This is a genomic window from Paraburkholderia acidisoli, assembly GCF_009789675.1.
GTDB classification, from domain to species: Bacteria; Pseudomonadota; Gammaproteobacteria; order Burkholderiales; family Burkholderiaceae; genus Paraburkholderia; species Paraburkholderia acidisoli.
On the sequence record NZ_CP046916.1, the window covers coordinates 166,861 to 191,068 of the forward strand.

Genomic DNA, 24,208 nt, shown 5'->3' on the forward strand with positions numbered 1-24,208 from the left:
TTGTTTAGCATGGCGAAATAATCAGAAAGCGCGCCGGTGTCGACGGCGCGCACTCGCGACTACGGCTGCGGCATGGCGGGTTCGGACAGGGCAGCCCAATGCGCCTGCTGCGCGGGCAAATCGATCCGGCACCACGGGTTCGCGGCCCAGTGGCGCTGTTCGAAGGCGTCGATGGCGGCGGCGTCCTTCAAGGTCATGCCGACCATGTCGAGGCCTTCCACCAGCATCTGCTTCTGGCGCGCGGGCAATTCGAACGCATAGCGCACGCCCGAGGGCGATTCCACGTATTGACCTTCGATGTCGATGGCCAGTTGCTTGCTGCCGCCCTGCTCGATCTCGTGCACGAGCGCCTCGATCTGCGCGGGCGGCAGCACGACCAGCAACAGCCGGTTGTTGGCCGCGTTGAAGTAGAAGATCTCACCGTAGCTCGGCGCGATCACGGCTTCGAAACCGGCCTGCTGCAAGCCCCACACGGCATGTTCGCGGCTCGATCCGCAACCGAAGTTCGAACCGCCGATCAAAATCTTCGCGTCGCGATACGCCTCGCGGTTCAGCACGAACTGCTCGCGTGCGCGGCCCGCGGGATCGAAGCGCAGGTCGTAGAGCAGACCGCGCGCGAGGCCCGCCTTGTCGATGCCAAGCAGAAACTGCTTGGGCATGATCTGGTCGGTGTCCAGATTGTTGATGGGCAGCGGCGCGGCAACGCCGGTCACGGTCAGCGGCTTAGCCATGAGCGAACTCCTTGCGAATGTCGACGATACGTCCGGCGAGCGCGGCGGCGGCCGCCATGGCGGGACTCATCAGATGGGTTTGGCTGTCGCGGCCTTGACGGCCTTCGAAATTGCGGTTGGTCGTGGAGGCGCAGCGCTCGCCGGGCGCGAGCACGTCGTCGTTCATGGCGAGACACATGGAACAGCCCGGCTGCCGCCACTCGAAGCCCGCGTCGATCAACACTTGCGCAATGCCTTCGCGTTCCGCCTGGTCGCGCACCATGCCCGAGCCCGGCACGACCATCGCGCGCACCGTGGCGGCCACCTTGCGCCCGCGCACCACGTTCGCCACCGCGCGCAGATCCTCGATGCGCGCATTCGTGCACGAGCCGATGAACACGCGGTCGATCGGCGTGCCTTCGATCGCCGCGCCGGCGGGCAGCGCGATGTAGTCGAGCGCCTTTTGCAGCGTGGCGGCGTCGAGGCCCGTGCCGGCCGTGCCGGCGGGCAGATGGCCATCCACCGGAATCGCCTGGTCGGGGCTCGTGCCCCACGTTACGAAGGGCGCGACGGCGCTCGCGTCGAAGCGGTGTTCGACGTCGAACACCGCTTCCGGGTCCGAGTGCAATTGCTGCCACGCCGCGCAGGCGGCGTCGAGCGTGGCGGCGTCCAGGTCGCGTATCGTACGGCGCACGTAGTCGAGCGTCATGCGGTCGGGCGCGATCAGCGCGGCGCGCGCACCGGCCTCGACGGTCATGTTGCACAGGGTCATGCGCGCCTCGGCGCTCAGCGCGGCAATGGCTGCGCCCGCATATTCCACGGCGTAACCGCGCGCGCCCTGGGCGCCGATCGTCGCGATGATGCTCAGCACGAGATCCTTCGCCGTGGTGCCGGCGGCGAGCGTGCCGTCCACGGTGATGCGCATGGCTTTCGCCACGCGATACACGAGCGTTTGCGTGGCGAGCACGTGCTCGACCTCCGAGGTGCCGATGCCGAATCCGAGCGCGCCGAGCGCGCCATAGGTGGTCGTGTGGCTGTCGCCGCAGAGCACGACCATGCCGGGCCGGATCAGGCCGATCTCGGGCGCGACCACGTGCTCGATGCCTTGCATCGGATCGTCGATATCGAACAGATGAATCCCTTGCTCCACGCAGTTGCGCGTGAAGTTGGCCGCCTGGCGCGCCGCATCGACGATCTCGATGGTGCGCGCGGGTACCGGCACCGGGCGCGTGGGAATCACGTGATCGACCACGCCCATTTGCTGGCGCGGGCGGCGCACGCGCAACTGCTTCTCGCGCAGGCCCGTGAACGCTTGCGGGCTGGTGTATTCGTTCATGATGTGCAGATCGGCGTACAGCAGCACGTGATCGGCGTCGAGGGTCGAGACCGTATGCGAGTCGACCAGCTTTCGATAGAGCGTATGTGCGGACATGAGGTGGCTTTCGAGTCGGTGATTCACGGCGTCTGCTGGAGAAACGGCAGTACGCGTTCGAGCAGTAATTCGGGCGCTTCCTCGGGAATGTAGTGGCCGCAAGGCAATGCGCCGCCTTGTACCGCCGCGTTCCAGGCGCGCCATTCGCTTAGGGGTTCGAAGCATTGTTCGATCACGCCTTGTGCCCCCCACAGCGCGAGCATGTGACATGTCATGCGTTTGCCCGCCGCGAGATCGGCGCGGTCGTGTTCGAGATCGATCGTGATCGAGGCCCGGTAGTCCTCGCAGATGCCGTGCGCGGTGGCGGGGTCGGCGAGGCAGCGCAAGTACTCCGCGTAGGCCTCGGGCGCGAACGGCGCGAGTCCCGCGCTGCGCGCGCCGATGGTCTGCTTCAGGTACAGGTCGGGATCGGCGCGAATGAGCGTTTCCGGGAACGGCGCGGGGCGCACCAGAAAGAACCAGTGCCAATAGGCGCGCGCAAAGGCGAACGAAGTCTGCTCGTACATCGCGACGGTGGGGGCGACGTCGAGCGTGACGAGCCGCGTAACCGCCTCGGGGTGATCGATGGCCATGCGCGCGGCCACGCGGCCGCCGCGATCGTGACCGATCACGGAGAACGCGTCGAAGCCCAGCGCCTGCATCAACGCAACCTGATCGCGTGCCATGGTGCGCTTCGCGTAGTTGGCGTGATCGGCTTGCCCCGCGGGTTTGGCGCTGTCGCCGTAGCCGCGCAGGTCGGCGGCCACCACCGTGAAGTGCTCCGCGAGCGCGGGCGCCACCTTGTGCCAGATCGCATGGGTTTGCGGATGGCCGTGCAGCAGCAGGAGCGCAGGGCCGCGGCCGCCCTGGATCGCATGAATATGGACGTCGCCGACCTGCATCGACGCCTCCTTGAAACCTTCGAACATCGCTAACTCCGGTTGTCTCCTGAACGCGAATCGAGTCTAATTGATAACCAAATCGATTGGGTTTCCGCAAAGGCAATCCGGTCGTAACTTAAAGGAACAAATCAAGGGCACTGCGACGATGGATGGCTTTTCCGATCTGAATCTGTTCGCGCTGGTCGCGCGGCATCGCAACCTGGCGGCGGCGGCGCGCGAGATCGGCGTGACGCCGCCCGCGGTGAGCAAGCGGCTCGCGCAACTGGAGCGGCGCCTGGGCGTGCGCCTGATGAACCGCACCACGCGGCGCCTGAGCCTGACGCCGGAAGGCGAGCTGTATCTCGCGAACGGCTCGCGGATACTCGACGAGCTTTCGGAGCTGGAGCAACTCGTCGCGCGCGGCCGGGGCGAGCCCACCGGCATGCTGCGCGTGAACGCCTCGTTCGGATTCGGCCGCACGTATATCGCGCCGGCCATCTCGGCGTTCATCGCGCAGTATCCGGCCATGCAGATTCAGTTGCATCTCACCGACCGCCCGCTGAACTTGCAGGAAGAGGGCTTCGATCTGGGCATCCGCTTCGGCGAGGCGCCCGACGCGCGCGTCAATGCGCGCCTGCTGCTGCCGAACCGGCGCATGGCGTGCGCCGCGCCGGATTATCTGAAGCGCCACGGCGAACCCGCCGCGCCGCACGATCTCGCGCACCATACCTGCATCGTGTTGCGCGAGAACGAGTCGGCGTACGGCACGTGGCATTTTTCGCGCGGCAAGCGCACGGAAACGGTGAAGGTGAGCGGCGCGCTGTCGAGCAACGATGGCGGCGTCGCGCTGCAATGGGCGCTCGACGGGCGGGGTGTGGTCGTGCGCTCGGAGTGGGAAATTCGCCGGTATATCCAGAGCGGCGCACTGGTGCCGCTGCTCGGCGCGTGGACGCTGCCCAACGCCGACATCCACGCGATCTATCTCGAACGCCACCGGCTTTCCGCGAAGCTGCGCACCTTCATCGACTATCTGGGCGTATTCCTGCAAACGGCGTTTACGCACGACGCGCCCGCGAAACCGTGATGGCGTGTCGCGGGCGCGTCGTGCGTGCCGATCGGCCGATGAACGACCCGGCGCGCTATTCCGGGAAGTCGGCGCCGCACGTCAGCGCCTCGAGCGCTTCGAACGCCTTGCGTTGCGTGTCGAGGCGCGCCATCGCCAGCCGGTAGGCGTCGCGGCCCAACAGCAGGCGCAGCGGCGGCGACGGCATCGCGACGACCGCTTGCATCGCGGCGGCCGCGCGCGCGGGTCGCCGCGCTGCTTGCCCGAGGCGTCGCGGGTGGCCTGGCGGCGCGCGCCCGCCGTGGCCGCGTAGTCGTCGATGACCGTTTTCGACTCGATGATCGAACGGCCCGCCCAGTCGGTGCGAAACCCGCTCGGCTCGACGAGCGTGACCTTGATGCCGAGCGGCGCGACTTCCGCCGCGAGCGCTTCCGAAAAGCCTTCCACCGCGAACTTGCTGGCGTGGTAGTAGCCGGTCGCGCCGAACGCCACCAGACCGCCGATCGACGAAAGATTGAGGATGTGGCCGCTGCGCCGCGCGCGCATGCCGGGCAGCACGTGACGCGTGAGCGCGAAGAGGCCGAACACGTTGGTCTCGAACTGACGGCGGATTTCCTCGTCTTCGCCTTCCTCGATGGCCGCGACGTAACCGTAGCCCGCGTTGTTGACGAGCACGTCGATCTGGCCGAACGCGGCCTGCGCGGCTTCGGCGGTGGCGGCGATGCTCGCGCGCTCCGTGAGATCGAGTGTGAGCGCGCGTGCGCGGTCGGGGTATTGCGCCTGCAGATCGGCCAGGCTCGCCGGGTCGCGCGCCGTCATGACGACGCGCTGTCCCGAGGCGAGCACCTGCTTCGCCAGTTCACGGCCGAGGCCGCTCGAACACCCAGTGATGAACCAGACTGTGTCGCTCATGGTGGTTTTCTCCTTTGTTTGAAAATAGCGATACGCGCGCTTCGCAAGCGTGCGTCGAATCGTTCGGATGACTAAAGATAGCGTTGTGACGCTAGCGTGAGGGGTGCGCGAAAGCTCAGCGCGTGCGCACGGGCCGCACGACGATCTCGTTGGTATCGACGTCGGCGGGCTGCGTGATGGCGTGCAGCACCGCGCGGCCGATGGCGTCCGGCTGAATGCTGATTTGCCGGTACGTGCGCATCAGGTCGGCGGCGGCGGGGTCGGTGATGGTGTGCGCCAACTCCGATTCCACCACGCCCGGATACACGCAGGTCACCCGCAGCGTGTCGTTCTCCTGGCGCAGGCCGTCCGAGATGGCGCGCACGGCGTATTTGGTGGCGCAATACACGGCGGCGGTGGGCGAGACGCTCAGGCCGCCTATCGACGAAATATTCACGATATGTCCGTGCCCTTGCGCTTCCATCACGGGCAAAACCGCCGCGATGCCGTGCAGCACGCCGCGAATGTTCACGTCGATCATGCGGTCCCACTCGTCGAGCTTGAGCGAGCGCATGAGCGAGAGCGGCATCACGCCCGCGTTGTTTACGAGCACGTCGACGCGGCCGTAGGTCTCGCGCGCGAACGCCACGAAGTCGACCAGTGACTCGCGCTGCGTGACGTCGAGCGCCCGATACACGACCTGCGCGCCGGTTTCGCGCAACTCGTTCGCCAGCGCGTGCAGGCGGTCGGTGCGGCGCGCGCCCAGCACGAGCCGCGCGCCCGCCGCCGCCGCGACCCGCGCGATGCCCTCGCCGATGCCGGCGGACGCGCCGGTAATCAGGATCGTTTTGTCGGTACGTGCGGTTTGAGTGTCCATCGGGAAGTCCTTGTCGAATGAAGTGGAGGCAAACGGATACGTGGACATTACGCGGTGGAACTGGGAAGATCGAGAGGGTTGAGTTATATGGGCTGGTAAGCCTAAATTTCCAATGACCGATTTTTTCGATGGCATGGACGTGTTCATGGCCGTGGCGGAGACGCTCAGCTTCCGGCGCGCGGGCGAGCGGCTGGGCGTGACGCGCCCGGCGGTGAGTCAGGCCGTGGCCCGGCTGGAGGCGCGCGTGGGCGTGCCGCTGTTTCAGCGCACCACGCGAACCGTGCGCCTGACGGTGGCGGGCGAGCGGCTGTTCGCTTCGCTGGCGCCCGCGCGCGCGACGCTGGTGGAAACGCTCACGGCGATCGGCGACGAACAGGGCGAGCCGCGCGGCACGATCCGCCTCGTGGTGTCGTCGATCGCCGAAAGCGTGATGCGCGGGGAGTCGCTGGCGCGCTTCATCGAGCGGCATCCGGGGATCGCGCTCGACGTGTTCGTCACCGACGACGAATTCGACATCTTCCGCGAAGGCTACGACGCGGGCGTGCGGCTCGGCGAGGTGATCGAGGCCGACATGATCGCCGTGCCGGTCTCGCGGCCGCAGCGGCAAATCGCGGTGGCCGCGCCGCACTATTGCGCGCGGCGCGGCACGCCCGCGCATCCGCGCGAGTTGCCCGAGTTCGATTGCATCGGCTGGCGGCCCGCGCCCGATACCGCGCCGTACCGCTGGGAGTTCGCGGAGTCGGGGCGGCCGTTCGACGTTGCCGTGCAGCCGCGCACCACCACCAACGACATGCGCGTGATGATCCACACCGCCGTGGCGGGCGCGGGCATCACCTTCGGCATGGCGGAGACCTTCGCGCCCTGGCTCGCGCGCGGCGAGCTGGTCACGGTGCTCGACGCGTTCTGTCCCGTCATCCCCGGCTTTTATCTGTATTTTCCGGGCGGCAACAAGGTGTCGGCGAAGCTGCGCGCCCTGATCGACTGCCTGCGGCTTCCGGCGAGCGCCTGAGCCTGGGTGCCTTGCGCCTTGGCGCCGAGGCGCGTGCGCGGTCCGCTGGTCCGGGTTCGCAGCGGCCGCCGTTTCGTTTGCTTCCGCATGCGTTCGTGCGCACGCGCGCGGGATCGCGTCGACCTGCCAGGCTCGGTACGGGCTTTGCGGGGAACCTCCGCGATTTCCGGCTCGTTGCGTTGTCCACGAATCTGACTACCACTCGCTGCGGAGGTATCGACACGATGAGAGAGACGCCCATTCTGCCGTTCCCACGGTTCATCATCATTCGCGCGCGGGCGCGCCGTGCCTGGCGGCCGGTGACCGCGCTGCTGTCCTGCGGTTGCGTGGCGCTGGCCGGGTGCGGCGGCGGCGGATCGTCGGGCAACCCCGGGTCGACGGCAGCGAAGGTCGCGATCCAGCCGATGAGCACGGGCTACTTTTCGGACCCCTATCCGATTCACACCGTGACGCCGAACAGCGCCTCCACGGTTCCGGCGTTCTCGGGCACGACGAAGCAACTGCTGACCTGCGCGGGCTCGCTGCAACCGAACTGCTTCACGGGCACGGCGATGACGATCGACGGCAGCGCGTTCGCAGCGCAGGCCACGGCGGCCGGGACCTCGATCAGCGGCTTCGAAAATCTGAACGTGTACCAGGACAGTAGCGGCGCGTGGCAGATGGCGGTGACGGCGCATATCGCGGGTCCTTCGACCAACCCGCCGAACCAGCGGAGCTGGAACGTGATCCTGCATGCGAGCCCGGGCCCGGCCAATCCCTCCACGGGCATCCCGACCGCCTGGGTCGCCGACGCCGTGCTGAAAGGGAAGATCGGCGCGTGGGGCCAGGCGAACTACGACGGCAAGTACGTTGAGGATTCGGGCACGCTGTATCTCGTGTACAGCGGTGTGATGGCCGATCAAACCAACGGCATCATGGCGCAGGCCATGCAATCGGCCACCGTGGCGGCCAGCAGCGCGCCGGTGCCGTTGCTGGGCGACGAAACCAGCAATGGCGGCTACAACTCGGAGTTGTTCTACGGGCTCGGTTCGGGCAAGACGTACAAGCAGATCGAAACGGGCAACATCACGAAAGTGCAGGGCAAGTACGTGATGACGTATTCGGTGGGCGGCTACAACCAGCCCGATTACAAGGCGGGGATTGCCTGGTCGGATCACTTCCTGCCCACCACCGCGGGCGCGTATTACAAGCGCGCGCAGAAGCTGGATACGGCGGGTGTCTGGGGCCAGCCGAACCATGCGGAAGTGGCGTATCTGCTGCAGTCGCAGGAAGCGCAGTGGCCGAATTACGTGGCCGACCAGGTGCTGGCGCCGGGCGTGCCGTCCATTGTGAGCGATACGGGCGGGCAGACCTATCTGGTCTTCGCGGGCTATGCGCCTTCGGATGCGCCCACTCAGGACGGGCTGTACATCGGCTCGCATCGTCGGCCGTATTACGTGCGGCTGAACGTGCAGATTCCGCCCAACGCCACGGTCGATGGAACCGCCGCGCAGGATTTGACGAATTGGGTCCAGCCGGTCACGAGCCCGTGACGGCGCACGGACCGGCGCGGTTCGGCGCATCACCGGGCGAGCGGGCTGCGTCGAACGCGCAGGCCGCCGGGTCGCGCCGCCGATGCGCTGGCTAGATGCGGTCGGCCAGACGCGGTCGGCTAGACGCGGTCGGCTAGACGCGGTCGGCTAGACGCGGTCGGCCAGATGCGGGCCGCGAAGGCCTGAGGCAGAATAGGCGCGAAAGCCCGCGTGATCGTCCCTACCAAGGCGGCTGCGCGGCGCCCGTCCAGTCCCACATAGGGAGATGCGCCATGAAACGTCTGCCGGGAGGTCGTCGCACGCACGTCGTGTGGGTGCTGCTGCTAGCGGGATGTACCGTGGGCGGCGTGTCGCAAAGCGGGCCATACAGCGGACCGCCCGGCGGGCCGCATCTGAGCCCGACCGAGTGCCGCGATCTGACTGCGCTCAGAAGCCAGGCGCCGCCCACCATGGCGGAACACCAGAGCGAACTCGGGGCGCTGAGGAAGGCGGGTTACGACCCGTCGCCGTGGGCCGACGACCCTTACTATCCCGACGATCTGCAGGCGGCGCAGCGCCTCGTGGACTACTGGTTCCAGACGGAATGTCCGCGATTGCAGTCGCAGTGAGCGATCGCGCGAAAAAAGAGGCGTCGGGCAGGCCGGCGTCCTTCAATGCGCCCTTTAATGTGCCCTTCAATGCGCGCGTCAAAACGCGCGTTAAAACCCAATAGGGCGAAGTCTCTAAATCGAGGCACGTGTCTAAAGTTCGCGGGTCGTCTGCCGAAAATTCCAGCATGACGCATGAACGATTCACACTCCCCAAAGACGATCCCATCTGGGCCGAAGCCCGGGCGCTCGAGGCCAGTATCCGCGTGATCCGGCGCGCCCAGGGCAAGCGCAATCCGCAAGACCTGGAGGCCGGCAGCTCCGCATGGCTCGAAGCGATGGAAGATTTCGCGCACGATGTCGCGCGTGTCGTCGCGCAATACCCGAACGCATCGGCTCAGGACGACGACAGCGAATTGCACGGCGCGGGCGCGGCTGGCTAGGTGCGGCTGGCTAGGTGCGGCCGGCAAGGTGCGGCCGGCAAGGCGGCGAGCGGGTCCGCTCGCCCGGAAGGCCTAGGCCGGTCCGGCCTGGCGCCGCGCAGCACCTCGCGCGGGAAGCCGAAACGGCGTAATAACGCGTCCCGAAGCCCGTGCGGGCCCCGGCCGCGTGCGGTCATCAGAAGTCGCTCGTGACCGAGAACCATGCCGTGCGCGGCGCGGCCTGTGTCAGGTAACCGCCAAGCGACGACGACCAGTACGAGCGATTCGCGAGATTGGTCACCATCACCTTGAAGCTCGTGTCGTGGCCCGCCACCTTGGTTTCGTAGCGCGCGCCCACGTCGAAGCGCGTCCACGAAGGCACCTGCAACGTGTTCGCCTGATCGAGGTACTGCGTGCTCGTCCAGAGCGCGCGGCCCATCAGCGTGAGGCCGGCGAGTTGCGGCACGTCGTATTCGACGTTCGCGTTCACGCTCCATGCGGGCACGCCGATCGGACGATTGCCGTCCGTCGCGCCGCCCGCCGTGTCCTCGAGCTTCGCGTTGATGTACGACACGCCGCCGATCAGGCGCACGCCCTTGAGCGGTTCGCCGTACATCGAGAATTCCACGCCGCGGTGTTGCTGAATGCCGTCCGCGCCATAGATGTTCGTGACCGCGTTCGTGTAGGCGACCTGCTGGCGGATCTGATAGATCGCGAGCGCCGCGCCGTAGTGGTTCGCGTCGTACTTCACGCCGGCTTCGTACTGCTTGGCGCGGAACGGGGCGATCACGGCGCCGGAGTTGGCCGCCGTGGTCGGCGCGGTGCCGCCCTCGACGAGGCTTTCCGCGCGATTCGCGTAGACCGACAGGTTCGGCTGGATCTTGTAGACGAGGCCGACGATCGGCGTCGTCGCCGAGTCGGAGTACGCCGCGTTCTGCACTTCCGTGCCGTACGCGTAACCGTTCTGGAGAAGGTCCTGATGGCGGGCGCCGATCGTGAACAGCACGCGGTCATTGAAGAGACCCAGCGTGTCCGACACGACGAAGCTGCGCATCAGCGCGACGCTGGTCAGGCCCGGATCGGCGAAGTTGCCGGTGGCCGGTGCCGTCGGTTGGGCCACGCGCGGCGTGTCGTAGAGGCTCGTGGAGAAGCCCGAGCTGAAGCCGTACGCGTTGTAGCCCGCAACGCGGTTGATCTGCCAGCCCGCGTTGAACTGGTGCGAGACCGGACCGGTGTCGAACTTGCCGCGCACGCCCACCTGCGCCGAGATGGCGTTTTCCTTGTGGATCGACGGGAACGCGTAGGCCGTGCCCGCGCCGTTGAAGTCGTAGATGCTCGAGGTGGTGCTGTTCTCGCTCGTGTGGCGCGAACCCACACCCGCGTAGAAGGTCCAGTTGCGCGTGATGTCGTACTCGCCGCGCAGCATGCCGATGGTGTCTTCGGTCTGGTAATACGCCCACGGCTGCGCGTAGTTGTAGCTGGCCGAAGGCGTGGCCGGCAGTACGGTGCCCGACTCGAACACCACCGGGCGGTTCTGCGCCTGATGTTCCTTCTGATACAGGAAGTCGGCATACAGGCGCAGCTTGTCGCCGCGATAGTCGAGCGAAACAGCCGTTTGCTGCGAGTGATCGACTTCGTTCTGGATCGCCGCGTCGCCGCCTTCGACCGTCTGATTCACGCGAATGCCGAACTGGTCGTTGCTGCCGAAACGGCGGCCCACGTCGACCCGCGTGCCGATCTCGCCCGACGCGCTGCCTTCCACCGTCACGCGCGTGAGCGGTTTGTCGTCGGCGACCTTGGTCTGGATGTTGATGTCGCCGCCCACGCCGGAACCGCCGGGCGCCGCGCCGTTCACGAACGCCGTCGCGCCCTTGAAGATGTCCACGCGTTCGATCGCGCCCGTGCCCACCATCTGGCGCGGCGTGAGGCCGTACATGCCGTTCAGGGCGACGTCGTCGGAATACACCTCGAAGCCGCGAATGATGTAGGTCTCGGCGATCGTGCCGTAGCCCAGCGCGGTGCGCACGGCGGGGTCGTTGGCGACCACGTCCGCGATCGTGTGCGCCTGCTGATCCTGAATCAGCTTCGAGGTGTAGCTCGTGACCGAAAACGGCACGTCGATCAACTTCTGCTGGCCCAGCACGCCGATCTGCGCGCCGCTCGCCGTCTGGCCGCCCGCGTGGGCCGGGGCGAGATCGCCCGGCAACTGCTCGCGCGCGCCCTGAACCTTGACCGCGGGAAGCACCGAAGCCGCCGCACCGTTCGTATCGCCCGCGCCGGTTTGCGCGTCCGCGGCGAAGGCGCCGTTCGACAGGCCGGCGAGGCAGACCGCGGTAATCGGGAAAATCTGCCGGATGACGGCGGTGAGCGGCGACAGGCGGAGCGCCGAAGCGGAACGGTTAGCGGTTCGATTCATATGAAGGGCGGCGTGTGGAAGCGTTGATCTATGGTGCATGAACGGCCGCTATGATACATGTAAATGAGAATGATTCTGGTTTTGACTCGCAACGCGACCGCAAAAACAACAGTCGCGATTCCGGTCGTCGCCACGCGGTAAAAATTGCGGCGTGCGGGTCGAACGATGTTTTGTCACCGGTTTCGGGCACGATCGCACACTGACGTAAGAACACGTAATCATCAGAAGAAAGCTTCAAAAAACGGGCAAACGTTTGCACAGGCTTGCGCAGCAAAGGGAATCTTGAAGTTTTTCGGCTGGCTGCCGTAAACTCGGTCGCGGGCCGGGTGGGCCGCCGGTTCCGGCATCCAGACGGCGGCGGCCGTTCGCGCAACGCGCACCCGCTGCCACGCCCGGTTTTCATTCGCCTAACAAAAGTCGTTCATGCTGGCAGCGTCGCCGGTCCTCGCCGAGTCCTGCCCCGCGTCCTTCCCCGAATCGTCCGAATTCGCGCGTGAGCCATCGCGCGCGTCCGGTGCGTTGGCGTTCGGTCCGGCGAGCGGGCATTCGGCTGAAATGGAGAGTTCCCTGTAATGAGCGTGTTCGGCTGCATCGTGTACCACCACAATCTGTGGCTGGTCCTGCTCGCGGTGATGATCTGCGGCGCCGGTTCGTGGGTCACCGCGCGCCTCGTGCTGCGCGCGTTCGCCACGCAGGGCATGCAGCGCGTGGGCTGGCAGTTTCTGACCGCCGTGGTGGCCGCCGCCGACATCTGGTGCACGCACTTCGTCGCCATGCTCGGCTTCGAACCCGGCGTGCCCGTGGCCTTCGACCCGGTCATGACCATCGCCTCGCTGCTGATCGCGCTGGTGGGCGGCTTCGCCGGTTTCGTCGTGGCGACGAGCCGCATCATGCGCGCGGCCCCCGCGCTGGGCGGCGCGATCGTCGGGCTCGCCATCGCGCTCATGCATTACACGGGCATGCTCGCGTATCGCGTGGAAGGCATCGTGAGCTGGAATCGCGGCTGGCTGGTCACGTCGATCGTGTTCTCGGTGCTCTTCAGCGCGCTCGCGCTCCAGCGCGCCCATGTGGCGCACGCGCGCGCGGAGCGCGGGCCGTCCATCGGCGGCCTGGCCGACCGCAAGTCGGCGCACGCGGCGGTGCCGCTGATCGCGGGCATTCTCGCGTTCGCGATCGCTTCGCTGCACTTCATCGGCATGACGGCATTCCAGGTCGAGCCGCTGGCGCTTGCCGGCGACTTCACGAATCCGGCCGCGCTGCACGCGCTCGCGCTGGCCGTGGCGAGCATGGCGCTCGTGATCGCGGGCGCGGGTTGCGTGAGCTATCTGCTCGACGACAGCGTGCGCGCCGAGTCGGTCGAGCATTTGCGTACCATGGCGATGAGCGACATGCTCACGGGCCTGCCGAACCGCGCGAGCTTCAACGCGCGCATCGACGCCGAACTCGCCCGCACCGACGACCCGCGCCAGCTCGCGCTGATCGGTATCGACCTGAACCGCTTCAAGGAAATCAACGACCTGCACGGTCATCATGCTGGCGACGAAGTACTGCGCATTCTCGCGCGGCGCCTGCAAAGCCTCGTGCGCGAAGACGAGTTCGTAGCGCGCGTGGGCGGCGACGAATTCGTGGCCATGCAGCGCTTCGCCACGCGCGAGGCGCTGGCGGATCTGCTCACGCGGCTCGAAACGGCGCTGTATCGCCCGGTTCGTTACGACGACGCCGAAGTGACCGCGGGCGCGAGCCTCGGCGTGGCGATCTATCCCGACGACGCCACCAGCAAGACCGTGCTGATCAACAACGCCGACCTCGCGATGTATCGCGCGAAAGCCGACCTCACGCATGCGGTGTGCTTCTACGAGCCCGCCATGGACGAGATCGCGCGGGCGCGCCGCTCGCTCGCGGCCGACCTGCGCGAGGCGCTCGCGCGCGGCCAGTTGAGCGTCTATTACCAGGTGCAGACGTCGATCTCGACCAACGGCATTTGCGGCTACGAGGCGCTGCTGCGCTGGGAGCATCCGCGCCACGGCTTCATTTCGCCCGCGGAGTTCATTCCGATCGCGGAAGAAAACGGCCTGATTCTCAGCATCGGCGCATGGGTGCTGCGCGAGGCCTGCCTGCGCGCCGTTTCGTGGAAGCCGCCGTACAAGGTGGCCGTGAATCTTTCGGCGGTGCAGTTCGCGCACGCCGACTTGCCCAAGCTCGTGGAAACCACGCTGGCCGAAACCGGTCTCGCGCCCGAGCGGCTCGAACTGGAGCTGACCGAATCGACGATTTTCGCCGATCGCGAGCGCTCGCTCGCCGTGCTCCAGCGTATCAAGGCGCTGGGCGTGAACATCGCGCTCGACGATTTCGGCACGGGTTATTCGTCGCTCGACACGCTGCGCTCGTTTCCGTTCGACAAGATCAAGCTCGACCGCTCGTTCGTGAGCGATGCCGAGTCGAACCGGCAGACCACGGCGATCATTCGCGCGGTGCTCGCGCTCGGCAAGAGCCTGGAGATTCCGGTGCTCGCGGAAGGCATCGAAACCCAGGACCAGCTCGCGCTGCTCGCCGAGGAAGGCTGCGACGAAGTGCAGGGCTTCCTGCTCGGCCGCCCGGCGCCGCTCGACCAGATCGTCGCGAGCGGGCAGCTCACGATCGCGGGCGAGGCGGTGGGCGCGGCTGCGAGCTGAGCGGCCGAACCGCTGTGATCACGCGCTGTCCCCAGCGGCCAGCGCGAACCCTTCGTCGACCCAACCCGTCACGCCGCCGATCATCACCTTGACCGGGCGGCCCAACTGCGCGAGGCGGATCGCGCCGCGCGTGGCGCCGTTGCAGTGCGGGCCCGCGCAATAGGTCACGAAGCGCGCGTTGGCGGGGAAGGCCGCGAGCTTCGACGCCACGATCTTGCCGTGCGGCAGATTGATCGCGCCGGGCACGTGGCCTTGCGCGTAGAGCGCCGGGCTGCGCACGTCGAGCAGCACGAAGCCGGGGCTTTCGCGGTCGGCCAGCGCGAGCGCGGCATGCACGTCGGAGCAATCGGTTTCGAAGCGCAACGACGCGCTGAAATGCGCGAGCGCGTCGGCGCTTTCCGCGGCGGGCACGGCGAATACGGTGGACATCGGCTGTTCTCCGGTGAATGTCGATAGCGTCCATTCTGCGAATTCGCACCGCCGCGCGACAGTGGCGCGATAGTCAATCTCCGGTAACATTGCGCCATGAACGCCTCCCGTGCCCATCTCGTCGTCGCGCTCGCCTACGATCGGCTGTGCACGTTCGAATTCGGCTGCGTGACCGAATTCTTCGCGCTCGAGCGCCCCGAACTCGACATCGACTGGTATCGCTTCGCCGTGTGCGCCGACGAACGCGGCCCGTTGCGCGCGGCGGGTGGCATCACCGTGCAGGCCGGCTACACGCTCGCGATGCTCGACCGCGCGCAGACCATCGTCATTCCCGGCTGGCGCGACGCCGACGAAACGCCGCCCGAGGCGATCCTCCGGAAGTTGCGCGCGGCGTACGAGCGCGGCGCGCGGCTCTGCTCGATCTGCTCGGGCGTGTTCGTGCTCGCGGCCGCGGGCGTGCTCGACGGCAAGCGCGTCACCACGCACTGGCGTTATGCGGAACGGTTGGCGCAACGCTATCCGCGTGTGCACGTGGAGCCGCAGTCTCTCTATGTCGACGAAGGCCAGATTCTTACCTCGGCCGGCTCGGCGGCGGGGCTCGACATGTTGCTGCATCTCGTGCGCCTCGATCACGGCGCCGCCGTCGCCAATCGCGTGGCGCAACGGCTCGTCATCGCGCCGCATCGCGAGGGCGGTCAGGCGCAATTCGTGCCGCGCCCGATGCCGCCCGACGAGGCGAGCCGACTCGCCCGGCTGATGGACTGGGTGCGCGCGAACCCGCGCCGCGCGCATAGCGTGGCGTCGTTGGCCGAGCGGGCGGCCATGAGCCCGCGCACGTTGCAACGGCAGTTTCTCGAGGCCACCGGCATGGGGCCGTACGAATGGGTCGTGCGCGAGCGCGTGAACGTGGCGCGCGATCTGCTGGAGTCGCGTCCGCGTCTCGCGCTGGCGCGCGTGGCCGAACTGGCGGGCTTCGGTTCCGAGGAGTCGATGCGCCGGCATTTCCGGCGTATCGCGCTGACGAGTCCGGCGGCGTATCGAGCGCAATTCGGGGCACAATTCGGGGCGCAATTCGGGGCGCAATTCGGAGAAAAATTCGGGGAAAAATTCGCAGCGAAGACCGGCTGAGGCGGCGGCACGTAACGCGGCAGAGCCGCGCCTCGATTCGCGTTGGCCCCAGGGCAAACCCTTGCCATTCGTGTTAGCATGCGCGCTTCCGTCCGTCAGACAAACCACGCGCGCGCGTAGGCGCGTGACCCGCTGGTGGGCGCCGCCGGGCCTTGAAAATCCGCAGAAGCCCGTCTCGCTGCGGTTTTGCGCCCCGTCCCCCATTCCCGTTGTTCTCGAGTTCCGTTTCGCGTCGCGCGCGCGGCGGGCGGGGGTGGCCGCGACGTTTTTCGACAACCAGCCGCCATCCCGACCGTTTCATGGAATCCGCTCACACCGGCGTCAGCCGCACCGCTTTCCTGCGCAGCGAACTGCTCGCGGGCCTCACGTCGTCGTTCGCGCTCGTGCCCGAATGCATCGCCTTCGCGCTCGTCGCGGGCGTCAATCCGCTCGCGGGCCTCTACGGCGCGTTCTTCATCTGCACGCTCACAGCGCTGTTCGGTGGCCGCCCCGGCATGATCTCGGGCGCGGCGGGCTCGATGGCCGTGGTGATCGTCGCGCTCGTCGTGCAGCACGGCCCGCAGTATCTGTTCGCCACGGTCTTGCTCAGCGGCCTCGTGATGGTGCTGTTCGGCGCGCTGCGGCTCGGCAAGCTGATCCGCATGGTGCCGCATCCGGTCATGCTCGGCTTCGTCAACGGTCTCGCGATCATCATCGCGCGCGCGCAGTTCGAGCACTTCAAGGTGCCCGGCGCGCAGGGGCCGCAATGGCTGCACGGCGCCGCGCTCTTGCTGATGGCCGGTCTCGTCGCGCTGACGATGGCGATCGTGTTCCTGCTGCCGCGTCTCACCAAGGCGGCGCCGCCCGCGCTGGTGGCGATCGTTGGCGTGGGCGTGGCCGCGCAGTTGCTGCATCTGCCCGTGCGTACGCTCGGCGACATGGCGCACATCGCGGGCGGTCTGCCGACCTTCGCGCTGCCCGCCGTGCCGTTCGATCTCGCCACGCTCAGGATCGTCGCGCCGTACGCGGTGCTCATGGCGATGGTGGGCCTGCTCGAAACGCTGCTGACGCTCAACCTCACCGACGAAGTGACCGCCACGCGCGGCCAGCCCAACCGCGAATGCGTCGCGCTTGGCGTGGCCAACGTGGCCTCGGGTTTGTTCGGCGCGATGGGTGGTTGCGCGATGATCGGCCAGACGGTCATCAACCTCGGCTCGGGCGGCCGCGCGCGGATTTCGGGCGTGACGAGCGGCGTGATGATCCTGCTCTACATCCTGTTCCTCTCGCCGCTGATCGAGCGCATTCCGCTCGCGGCGCTGGTGGGCGTGATGTTCGTCGTGGCGGCGCAGACCTTCGCTTGGGGTTCGCTGCGCGTGCTGCACAAGGTGCCGCGCAACGACGCCGTGGTGATCGTCGCGGTCACGGTCATCACCGTGTGTACGGATCTGGCCACGGCGGTGCTGTGCGGCATCGTCATCGCCTCGCTGAATTTCGCCTGGCAGCACGCGCGCGAATTCCGCTGCGACACCCGCGACAGCGCCGACGGCGCGCGCACCTACGTGCCGCACGGCACGCTGTTCTTCGCTTCGGCCGCGCATTTCCAGACCTTGTTCGATCCCGCGAACGATCCCGTCGAAGTGACGATCGACTGCGCGCATCTGCACGTGGCCGACCACTCGGCCATTGCCGCGTTCGAAGGCGTGCAGCAACGCTACGAGCGCGCGGGCAAGCACGTGGTGTTCGTGCATCTGTCGAAGCGTTGCAGCGCGTTGCTGGCGCGCGCGGACTTCGCGGTGAAGGTGCCGACCTAGGCCGGGTTTTCGCCGATGGCAATCGCGGGCTCGCGGCCCGCTTCGCGAGCGCGCTCGCCGTCCGTTCGCCGCTGCGTTACAGCGACTGAAACGCGAACAGGATCATCGCGACGATCGAAGCGAAGAAGATCGTCGCGCCGATCGTGCGGCGGCGATTGAGCTCCGTCCACAGAATCACGCCGGTAATCGAAAGCAGCACGAGACTGCCGGCGATCGAATCCGCGAGCAGGATCCAGCCCGCCGTCGTGCCGTTCGCGCGATGCAGCGCTTCGAGCACCGCGATCAGACCTTGTTCGCGACGCTCCACGGCAACGAAGGTGCCGCCCTTCCAGTATTCGGCATCCACCAGATATTTCGGCGAAGCGAAGCGCGCGGTCCAGCGTTCGGGCTGCATCACCGACTGATCGCCCCAGCTCACGGCCTGCGCCGGTTCGCGCGCGACGCGGGCGGCGCGCCGGTCGAGTTTCATTTCGCGCTGGACCCATTGCGCCAGCTCGCGCGGGTTGTGCAACGTGGCGGCGTCCACCGGCAACTGCACCCTGGACACCACCGGCGCGCCGCCGGCCTGGATCTTCATCACGGCGCGGTGATTCTGCAAGAAGCCCGTTACGCCGAACAGCAAGCCGAGCACCGCGCCCCACAGGCCCACCCAGCCGTGGATCTTGCGCAGCCATTTGAGAAACTGACTCCGGCGCGAGCGGTTGCCTTTGGGGCGTGACGCGGTGTTAGCGTCGCGCTCGCGCACGGGTTCGGTCGACAAGTCCATCATTTCGATTCGTCCGGTTGGCGATTACCGCGGCGCGCGGCGTTGCACGGGTTCGGCCGGAGCGGAAAGCGCCCAGTCGAAGGCGGCGTCGAACAGCGTCTGGCCGTCGGCGCTGAGTTTTTCGAAGCTGCGATTGCCGAGGAAGAGCGCAACGCGGCGCGCGGGCGCGATGAAGTCGTAGTCCATCGTCGCGCCTTTCTCGTACGCGAATTCCACGGCGTGGGTGGGTTCGCCCGGCACCGTGGCGATTACCGTGGCGGCGGGCGCGGGCTTGCCCCAGCCCATCTGGTCGTCGCGCGGGTAGACCCAGCGCTTGCCTGCGGGCACGCCGCCCGCGAGCGCGCTCGGTGCGTTCACGATATCGACGTAATGCTCTTTCTCGATCTCGCCGCAATCGTCGCCTTTCTTCTGGCCGGTAAAGCGCAGCGAATCGAATAGATCGGACTCCCAGGTGAGGAGCGGCACCGGCACGTCGCGAAACGCCGTGCCGACCATGTCGCGCGCGCTCACCACCGAAGAGATGACCACGAGATCGTAGCCCTTGGCGGCGCTGGCATCGGTGGTTTCGTCGACCATGGTCACGGCCATGCCGCGCGCGGTCAGACGCGCGACCACCTTGTCGTCCTCCTCGCGATCGCGATGCGCGAGGCGCGTCACGTAGAGCACTTTCTTGTGCAGCGTCGTGGCGTTGGATGCGGGCGCAACGGTTTCGCTCGCGGCGGCGTGCGCGGGCAGGGCGGCCCCGCCCCACAGCGCACAGGAAGTCAGGACGGCAAGCGCGCAACGCGTCATGCCCGAAAGATACAGTGTGTTCATAGGTCGTGTGTGCGGTGGAACCGATTAGAAGTCGAACGTGGAGGTGAGAATGAAGGTGCGCTCCAGTCCGATGCCCAATTGACTCGATCCGGCCGAAGCCCAGTAATGTTTGTTGAACGCGTTTTCGACGTTGAGCTGGAAACTCGCATGCTTGCCGAAGAGTTGCGTGTCGTAGCGCGCGCCGGCGGTAAACAGCGTATAGCCGGGGATGTACGCCTGATTCGCGTCGTTGATCGGCCGCGAGCCCACGAAATACGCGCCGCCGTTGATCGAGAAGCCCGCGAGTTGCGGCACGCGGTAGTTGAGGAACACGCTGCCGGTGTAGCGCGGCGTGTTTTCCGGCGTTTTGCCCAGCGTGGTCGCGTCCGTGCTGTCCACGAGTTTGGCGTTGAGCCACATGGCGGTCGTGACGATCGACAGGTCGCGTGTGATATCGCCCTGGTAGGAGAATTCCACGCCGCGATAACGGCCGTTGCCGTCGAGCGCGTAGACGTTGTCGGCATTCAGGCTGGCGGACGGCTGGCGGATCTGGAACAGCGCGACCGAAAAAACGCTGTCATTGCTGAAGCGATGACGCAAGCCCACTTCTTCCTGGCGACTCACCGCGGCGGGCAGCGCCTGATACGCGTTCGCCGCGGTCGCGGGCGCCGTACCGGCCGATTCGAGCCCTTCGATATAGCTCGCGTACACGCTCGATTGCGGCGTGAGCTTGAACAGAAGGCTCGCCGTGGGCGACGTGTGATGCACGTCCTGCGTCGCGGTGAACGCCTGGGTTTGATGGAAGTCGGAGTAACGCACGCCCGGCGTGAATTGCAGGCGCGAAGTCAGATCGATGCGGTCGAACACATAGGCGCCCGCGTTCGACGAGTGCTGCGCGTAGAACGCTTTCGAACCGGCCGCCGTCAAATTCGTGATGCTGACGGGGTTATACAGATTCTGCGTCGCGGTGTAGTAATACGTCGTGAAGTTGGGCTGGAATTGCCACGTTTGCGACACGCCGAAGGTTAGATCGTGATGAATCGAGCCCGTGTCGAAGAGGCCGTTCGCCTCGGCGCGCACGACCTTGCTTTCGTAGAACTGACCGTTCTGCTTGCTGCCTTGCAGCGTGCCGGTGCCCGTGTTCACGTTGTACTTCTGCATGATCCAGAGCCAACGGTCGCGCTGCGTGATCGACTGGCCCACCGACACGTTCGCGCTCCAGTTGTCGTTGAACAGATAGTCCGCGCGGAACAACTGACTCATCGCGGTCGCGTTGGTCTTCTTGTCGTTCGGCGAGAGCAGCGTGGAGGCGTCGGGCAGGCGCGGCAACGTGATCACGCCGTTGCTCGCGGCGAGCGGCGTGATGCCGGCCTGCTCGACCACGCGTTCGTCAATATGCTCGAGATCGTATTTGAACGACAGGCGCTGGGTCGCGCGCCAGTCGAGCGCCACGCTTTCGAAACGGCGGTAGCCGCGATCGCCGTCGATCGGCGTTTCCACGTGCTCGTCCATCGCATTCACGCGAATGCCGAACTGCTTGTCGGTGCCGAAGCGGCGCGCGAGATCGGCATGCGCGCCGATCGAGCCGTGCGAATCCGCGACGATCGACGCCGACGTGACGGGCTCGTCGCCCGCGCGCTTCGTCACCATGTCGACCACGCCCGCCGGCACCATGAAGCCGTAATAGACCGCCGACGCGCCTTTGAGCACTTCCACGCGGTCCTTGTCTTCCATCGGCATCCAGATGTTGTTGTCCACGGGCAGCACGCCGTTCAGCAGGTAGCTGTTGCGGTTGTCGAGCGCGATGCCGCGCACGGAGAGCTGGTCGTAGGCGATCCCGCTCAACTGCTGGCGCACCACGCCCGCGACGTTGCGCAAGCCGTCGTAAAGCCCGCTCGCCGCCTGGGCCTTGAGCAGGTCGGACGTGACCACGTTGACGGTGGCGGGCACGTCCAGCGCGTCGACGCCCCGATACGGGCCGGACTGCACGGTTTTGGCCGCGTAGGGGCTGGCGGCGGCCGCCTTCTTCGACTGGACCGAAATGGTGGCCAATGTGGCCTCCCCTTGCGGCGCGCTGGCCGGAGCGGGCGACGCGGCCACATCGGCGGCGGCGGCCGGTTCCGCGGCCACCGCGCGATGGTCGGCGAATCCGCCATAGGCGATCACGGACAGGGCCATGGCAATGGACTGGTTGCGCGTGCGGCGACCGTGGCGGCCGCTCGTCACCGCGCGGCTCTTTTGGCGAGAAGAGTGATTCATGAAGGTGGTTAAAAAGTGAACGCGCAAGGCGGCCCGATCCAATGCAGCGCAGGTGCATTCGATGAGTGTCCACCCCTGGAAAAATGGCCCGGGCGAGCACGAAACGCGTTGCCCGAACCTGGCGGAACCGGTGCGGCTCGTTCGCTACCCGGATCGCGATAGCAAAGCGAACGGCATGGGGCCGCGGCAAAGCGAACTAGGGCTTCTCGTCAGGCGGCATGGTCACGCAGGCGCCGCGGCGTCGCGTATCCAGCGGTGCCGCGCGCCGGTGGCGGGCATCGGCTAGGGAGGTCATGGGAGCGGCTTCGCAGGTACAATGAGAATGGTTCGTATTTATACTTTAAAATCTGCGAAATGGCAATTCCTTAGAAAAATCAATGGGATGAATTGCGTTTAATGAACTTTTTTTAATGTTCAGGCGGATTTTGCCGGCGGTCTTGCCGGACGACGGCCCCCATCAGGAAGAACAACGTATGCCGACAGTACTCGTCGTCGAGGACGACGCCAGGACACTCCGCGAAGTCACGGTCGCGCTGGAAGATCATGGATACGCCGTCGAAACGGCGCGCGACGGCGAGGCGGGATTCCGGCTGGCGACCACGCGCCAGCTGGACGCCATCGTGCTCGACCGGATGTTGCCGGGAGGCCGCGAGGGTCTCGAGGTATTGAGCGCGCTTCGTAGCGCCGGGTCGACCACGCCGGTGCTGATTCTCAGTGCGTTGTCGACGGTCGACGAGCGCGTGAGGGGATTGCGCGCGGGCGGCGACGACTATCTCGTGAAGCCCTTCGAATATATCGAGCTGACGGCCCGGCTCGACTCGCTGGTCCGGCGCGCGCAGTCCGTGGTCCAGGAGCCGATTTACCGCATCGGGCCATTGAGCATCGACCTGATCAGCCGTGTGGTGATTTACTCGGGCAAAGAGATCGAACTGTTGCCGCGCGAGTACCGCATTCTCGAGTATCTGATTCGCCGCGAAGGACAGGTGATCAGCCGCTCGATGCTGTTCGAAGCCGTGTGGAATTACACGGTGGCGGAGCGCACCAATGTCATCGACGTTCATATCAGCCGCCTGCGGAAGAAGCTCGATCCGACCGGCGCGGCGCCCATCATTCACACGGTTCGCGGGTCCGGCTATGTCTTTCGTGCGCCTGATTGATCTGCGCCGCACGACGAGCTTCCGGCTCGCCGTGATCTTTCTCGGCATTTTCGGCGGCATTTCGGTGCCGCTGTTCGCCTACCTGTACGTTTCGATCACGGGCTTCGAAACGGGGCGGGTGGACGGCTGGCTGGGACGCGAGTACGTCGCCATGCAGCGCAGCACACCGGAGCGTCTCGCGGCGCAGTTCACGGTGCTAAGCCAAAGCGATCCGGACCAGCAACGCCCGAACGGGCTGTTCGACAAAAACGGCCGCTATCTCGCCGGTTCCATCGCGACCTTGCCGCGCGATCTCCCGGCGGCGGGCCAGCCGTTCAGCATTCGGCTCGACGACGGCCCGATTCATCAAACGGCCCGCTGCATCACGGCGGCATTGCCGGGCGAGCGCCTCGCCATGCGCTGCCAGAACGCGCAGGAATTGAGCAGCTTCAATGGCGGGCTCGTGCGCGTGCTGATGATCGGCGCGCTCATCGCGCTGGTGGTGGGACTGATCGGCGCGGCGTTCATCGGGTTAGGCTCGCTGCGTCGTCTGGACGAAGTCACCGCGACGATCAACCGGATCGTGGGCGGCGATTTATCGCAACGTCTTCCCACGCGGAGAAAGCAGGACGATCTCGAGCGCCTGGTGCGGGTCGTCAATCATATGCTCGACGAAATCGAGCGTCTGATGAACGAAGTCAAAGGCGTGTGCGACGCGATCGCGCATGACCTGCGTACGCCGCTCACTTCGATGATCGCGGGACTCGAGCGCACGCAACGCCGCGCGCGAACCATCGACGATTATCGTCAGGCTGTCGACGAAACCTTCGTCGACGCGAAAGGCATGCTCCACACGTTCAACGCGTTGCTACGCATCTCCGAGCTGGAAAGCGGCGTGCGTCGTCAATCGTTCGTGCCCGTCGATCTGGCCGCGCTCGCGAGGGACGTGTACGACTACTACGAAGCTTCGGCGGAGGAGAAGGCGCTGAGTTATCGCTGCGAGATCGAGCCGGGCGAGGTGTTCGCTCTGGAAGGCGACCCCAATCTGCTGTTCGAAGCGCTCGCGAACCTGATTGAAAACGCCATCAAGTTCGCGCCGGAGCGCGGCGCCGTGACGATCGGGCTGAGCCGGCTCGAAGGCCGGATACAGCTATCGGTCCACGACGACGGTCCCGGCATTCCCGCAAGCGAGCATCAGGCGGTGCTACGGCGGTTTTATCGCGGCGAAGCCAGCCGGCATACGCCGGGGAACGGGCTGGGCCTGAGTCTGGTGAGTGCCGTCGCCGCCATGCACGCGATGACCTTGGCATTCGATCCGGTGGCGCCAGGTTGCCGCGTGAGTCTGACGACAACCCGCGCGGCGCCCGCCGAACGTCATGACGAGCGGCTTGCCACGGCTTCGGTCTAAGCCGCCGTTTTTTACCAGATATTAAT

Annotated in this window: 19 protein-coding genes and 1 pseudogene; 10 read left to right on the top strand and 10 right to left on the bottom strand. The window is 66.5% G+C overall.

Translation table 11 applies throughout. From position 1 onward, the window contains the following. Positions 1–59: 59 nt before the first annotated feature. Genes leuD through FAZ98_RS29335 form a run of 3 tightly spaced genes read right to left on the bottom strand, consistent with a single transcriptional unit; the run spans position 60 to position 3,050 of the window. Positions 60–731 carry a 3-isopropylmalate dehydratase small subunit gene (gene leuD, locus FAZ98_RS29325; protein ID WP_158956886.1) on the bottom strand — a complete coding sequence of 224 codons (672 nt, stop codon included), beginning with the start codon at positions 729–731 and terminating at the stop codon, positions 60–62. Then, positions 724–2,142: a 3-isopropylmalate dehydratase large subunit gene (gene leuC / locus FAZ98_RS29330; RefSeq protein WP_158956888.1), complete on the bottom strand. Its 1,419-nt coding sequence runs from the start codon at positions 2,140–2,142 to the stop codon at positions 724–726. The genes leuD and leuC overlap by 8 nt, the downstream gene beginning before the upstream one ends. Positions 2,143–2,165: 23 nt before the next feature. Then, positions 2,166–3,050: an alpha/beta fold hydrolase gene (locus FAZ98_RS29335; RefSeq protein WP_158956890.1), complete on the bottom strand. Its 885-nt coding sequence runs from the start codon at positions 3,048–3,050 to the stop codon at positions 2,166–2,168. A 118-nt stretch (positions 3,051–3,168) separates the two neighbouring features. Between FAZ98_RS29335 and FAZ98_RS29340 the strand changes: the two genes are divergently transcribed. Beyond that, a complete protein-coding gene (locus FAZ98_RS29340; RefSeq protein WP_158958578.1) occupies positions 3,169–4,086 on the top strand; it encodes a LysR family transcriptional regulator in 918 nt (305 codons plus the stop codon). A gap of 55 nt (positions 4,087–4,141) precedes the next feature. Here the strand turns inward: FAZ98_RS29340 and FAZ98_RS29345 are convergent. Together FAZ98_RS29345 and FAZ98_RS29350 are read right to left on the bottom strand one after the other, a co-directional pair. Beyond that, positions 4,142–4,977 (bottom strand): annotated as a pseudogene (locus FAZ98_RS29345) (oxidoreductase). Positions 4,978–5,092: 115 nt separating this feature from the next. Next, positions 5,093–5,833, bottom strand: a complete 741-nt coding sequence (locus FAZ98_RS29350) for an SDR family oxidoreductase (protein WP_158956892.1) — start codon at positions 5,831–5,833, stop codon at positions 5,093–5,095. Positions 5,834–5,945: 112 nt separating this feature from the next. On the opposite strand from FAZ98_RS29350, the gene FAZ98_RS29355 reads away from it, so the two are divergent. The 4 genes from FAZ98_RS29355 (at position 5,946) to FAZ98_RS29370 (ending at position 9,404) form a co-directional block, all read left to right on the top strand. Then, the gene (locus tag FAZ98_RS29355) at positions 5,946–6,842 is read left to right on the top strand and encodes a LysR family transcriptional regulator (protein WP_158956894.1); all 897 of its coding nucleotides are present in this window, start codon (positions 5,946–5,948) and stop codon (positions 6,840–6,842) included. A gap of 224 nt (positions 6,843–7,066) precedes the next feature. Next, positions 7,067–8,374: a glycoside hydrolase family protein gene (locus tag FAZ98_RS29360; protein WP_158956896.1), complete on the top strand. Its 1,308-nt coding sequence runs from the start codon at positions 7,067–7,069 to the stop codon at positions 8,372–8,374. Between the two features lie 272 nt (positions 8,375–8,646). Next, positions 8,647–8,982 carry a DUF4148 domain-containing protein gene (locus tag FAZ98_RS29365; protein ID WP_158956898.1) on the top strand — a complete coding sequence of 112 codons (336 nt, stop codon included), beginning with the start codon at positions 8,647–8,649 and terminating at the stop codon, positions 8,980–8,982. Between the two features lie 167 nt (positions 8,983–9,149). Beyond that, positions 9,150–9,404 carry a hypothetical protein gene (locus tag FAZ98_RS29370; protein ID WP_199272482.1) on the top strand — a complete coding sequence of 85 codons (255 nt, stop codon included), beginning with the start codon at positions 9,150–9,152 and terminating at the stop codon, positions 9,402–9,404. A gap of 175 nt (positions 9,405–9,579) precedes the next feature. On the opposite strand, the gene FAZ98_RS29375 is transcribed toward FAZ98_RS29370, so the two are convergent. After that, complete coding sequence (locus FAZ98_RS29375; protein WP_158956900.1) at positions 9,580–11,799, bottom strand: TonB-dependent receptor; 2,220 nt, start codon at positions 11,797–11,799, stop codon at positions 9,580–9,582. A 572-nt stretch (positions 11,800–12,371) separates the two neighbouring features. Between FAZ98_RS29375 and FAZ98_RS29380 the strand changes: the two genes are divergently transcribed. After that, a complete protein-coding gene (locus FAZ98_RS29380; RefSeq protein ID WP_158956902.1) occupies positions 12,372–14,471 on the top strand; it encodes a putative bifunctional diguanylate cyclase/phosphodiesterase in 2,100 nt (699 codons plus the stop codon). 18 nt (positions 14,472–14,489) lie between these two features. On the opposite strand, the gene FAZ98_RS29385 is transcribed toward FAZ98_RS29380, so the two are convergent. Beyond that, entirely contained in the window at positions 14,490–14,900 is a 411-nt protein-coding gene (locus FAZ98_RS29385) for a rhodanese-like domain-containing protein (RefSeq protein ID WP_158956904.1), read from the bottom strand. A gap of 96 nt (positions 14,901–14,996) precedes the next feature. Here FAZ98_RS29385 and ftrA point away from each other — a divergent pair, with 96 nt between their 5' ends. Both ftrA and FAZ98_RS29395 read left to right on the top strand, forming a co-directional pair. Next, positions 14,997–16,028, top strand: a complete 1,032-nt coding sequence (gene ftrA / locus FAZ98_RS29390) for a transcriptional regulator FtrA (protein ID WP_158956906.1) — start codon at positions 14,997–14,999, stop codon at positions 16,026–16,028. 299 nt (positions 16,029–16,327) lie between these two features. Continuing rightward, positions 16,328–17,818, top strand: coding sequence for a SulP family inorganic anion transporter (locus FAZ98_RS29395; protein WP_158956908.1), 1,491 nt, complete (start codon positions 16,328–16,330; stop codon positions 17,816–17,818). 76 nt (positions 17,819–17,894) lie between these two features. Here FAZ98_RS29395 and FAZ98_RS29400 read toward each other — a convergent pair whose 3' ends face one another. The 3 genes from FAZ98_RS29400 to FAZ98_RS29410 are packed head-to-tail and all read right to left on the bottom strand — an operon-like array spanning position 17,895 to position 21,638. Then, positions 17,895–18,587: a PepSY-associated TM helix domain-containing protein gene (locus tag FAZ98_RS29400; RefSeq protein WP_199272483.1), complete on the bottom strand. Its 693-nt coding sequence runs from the start codon at positions 18,585–18,587 to the stop codon at positions 17,895–17,897. A 21-nt stretch (positions 18,588–18,608) separates the two neighbouring features. Further along, on the bottom strand, positions 18,609–19,400 hold the full coding sequence (locus FAZ98_RS29405; RefSeq protein ID WP_233273005.1) for a hypothetical protein: 792 nt from the start codon (positions 19,398–19,400) through the stop codon (positions 18,609–18,611). A gap of 24 nt (positions 19,401–19,424) precedes the next feature. After that, positions 19,425–21,638, bottom strand: coding sequence for a TonB-dependent siderophore receptor (locus FAZ98_RS29410; protein ID WP_233273006.1), 2,214 nt, complete (start codon positions 21,636–21,638; stop codon positions 19,425–19,427). A 473-nt stretch (positions 21,639–22,111) separates the two neighbouring features. Between FAZ98_RS29410 and FAZ98_RS29415 the strand changes: the two genes are divergently transcribed. Both FAZ98_RS29415 and FAZ98_RS29420 read left to right on the top strand, forming a co-directional pair. Then, positions 22,112–22,795 carry a response regulator transcription factor gene (locus FAZ98_RS29415; RefSeq protein WP_158958586.1) on the top strand — a complete coding sequence of 228 codons (684 nt, stop codon included), beginning with the start codon at positions 22,112–22,114 and terminating at the stop codon, positions 22,793–22,795. Then, positions 22,782–24,182 carry a sensor histidine kinase gene (locus FAZ98_RS29420; protein WP_158956910.1) on the top strand — a complete coding sequence of 467 codons (1,401 nt, stop codon included), beginning with the start codon at positions 22,782–22,784 and terminating at the stop codon, positions 24,180–24,182. Before FAZ98_RS29415 ends, FAZ98_RS29420 begins: the two co-directional genes overlap by 14 nt. The last annotated feature ends 26 nt before the right edge of the window (positions 24,183–24,208 follow it).

What these genes read in the sequence shown, in the direction of transcription:
- leuD (WP_158956886.1), bottom strand. Translation starts at nt 731, where the DNA reads ATGGCTAAGCCGCTGACCGTGACCGGCGTTGCCGCGCCGCTGCCCATC.
- leuC (WP_158956888.1), bottom strand. Translation starts at nt 2,142, where the DNA reads ATGTCCGCACATACGCTCTATCGAAAGCTGGTCGACTCGCATACGGTC.
- FAZ98_RS29335 (WP_158956890.1), bottom strand. Translation starts at nt 3,050, where the DNA reads ATGTTCGAAGGTTTCAAGGAGGCGTCGATGCAGGTCGGCGACGTCCAT.
- FAZ98_RS29340 (WP_158958578.1), top strand. Translation starts at nt 3,169, where the DNA reads ATGGATGGCTTTTCCGATCTGAATCTGTTCGCGCTGGTCGCGCGGCAT.
- FAZ98_RS29350 (WP_158956892.1), bottom strand. Translation starts at nt 5,833, where the DNA reads ATGGACACTCAAACCGCACGTACCGACAAAACGATCCTGATTACCGGC.
- FAZ98_RS29355 (WP_158956894.1), top strand. Translation starts at nt 5,946, where the DNA reads ATGACCGATTTTTTCGATGGCATGGACGTGTTCATGGCCGTGGCGGAG.
- FAZ98_RS29360 (WP_158956896.1), top strand. Translation starts at nt 7,067, where the DNA reads ATGAGAGAGACGCCCATTCTGCCGTTCCCACGGTTCATCATCATTCGC.
- FAZ98_RS29365 (WP_158956898.1), top strand. Translation starts at nt 8,647, where the DNA reads ATGAAACGTCTGCCGGGAGGTCGTCGCACGCACGTCGTGTGGGTGCTG.
- FAZ98_RS29370 (WP_199272482.1), top strand. Translation starts at nt 9,150, where the DNA reads ATGACGCATGAACGATTCACACTCCCCAAAGACGATCCCATCTGGGCC.
- FAZ98_RS29375 (WP_158956900.1), bottom strand. Translation starts at nt 11,799, where the DNA reads ATGAATCGAACCGCTAACCGTTCCGCTTCGGCGCTCCGCCTGTCGCCG.
- FAZ98_RS29380 (WP_158956902.1), top strand. Translation starts at nt 12,372, where the DNA reads ATGAGCGTGTTCGGCTGCATCGTGTACCACCACAATCTGTGGCTGGTC.
- FAZ98_RS29385 (WP_158956904.1), bottom strand. Translation starts at nt 14,900, where the DNA reads ATGTCCACCGTATTCGCCGTGCCCGCCGCGGAAAGCGCCGACGCGCTC.
- ftrA (WP_158956906.1), top strand. Translation starts at nt 14,997, where the DNA reads ATGAACGCCTCCCGTGCCCATCTCGTCGTCGCGCTCGCCTACGATCGG.
- FAZ98_RS29395 (WP_158956908.1), top strand. Translation starts at nt 16,328, where the DNA reads ATGGAATCCGCTCACACCGGCGTCAGCCGCACCGCTTTCCTGCGCAGC.
- FAZ98_RS29400 (WP_199272483.1), bottom strand. Translation starts at nt 18,587, where the DNA reads ATGATGGACTTGTCGACCGAACCCGTGCGCGAGCGCGACGCTAACACC.
- FAZ98_RS29405 (WP_233273005.1), bottom strand. Translation starts at nt 19,400, where the DNA reads ATGAACACACTGTATCTTTCGGGCATGACGCGTTGCGCGCTTGCCGTC.
- FAZ98_RS29410 (WP_233273006.1), bottom strand. Translation starts at nt 21,638, where the DNA reads ATGAATCACTCTTCTCGCCAAAAGAGCCGCGCGGTGACGAGCGGCCGC.
- FAZ98_RS29415 (WP_158958586.1), top strand. Translation starts at nt 22,112, where the DNA reads ATGCCGACAGTACTCGTCGTCGAGGACGACGCCAGGACACTCCGCGAA.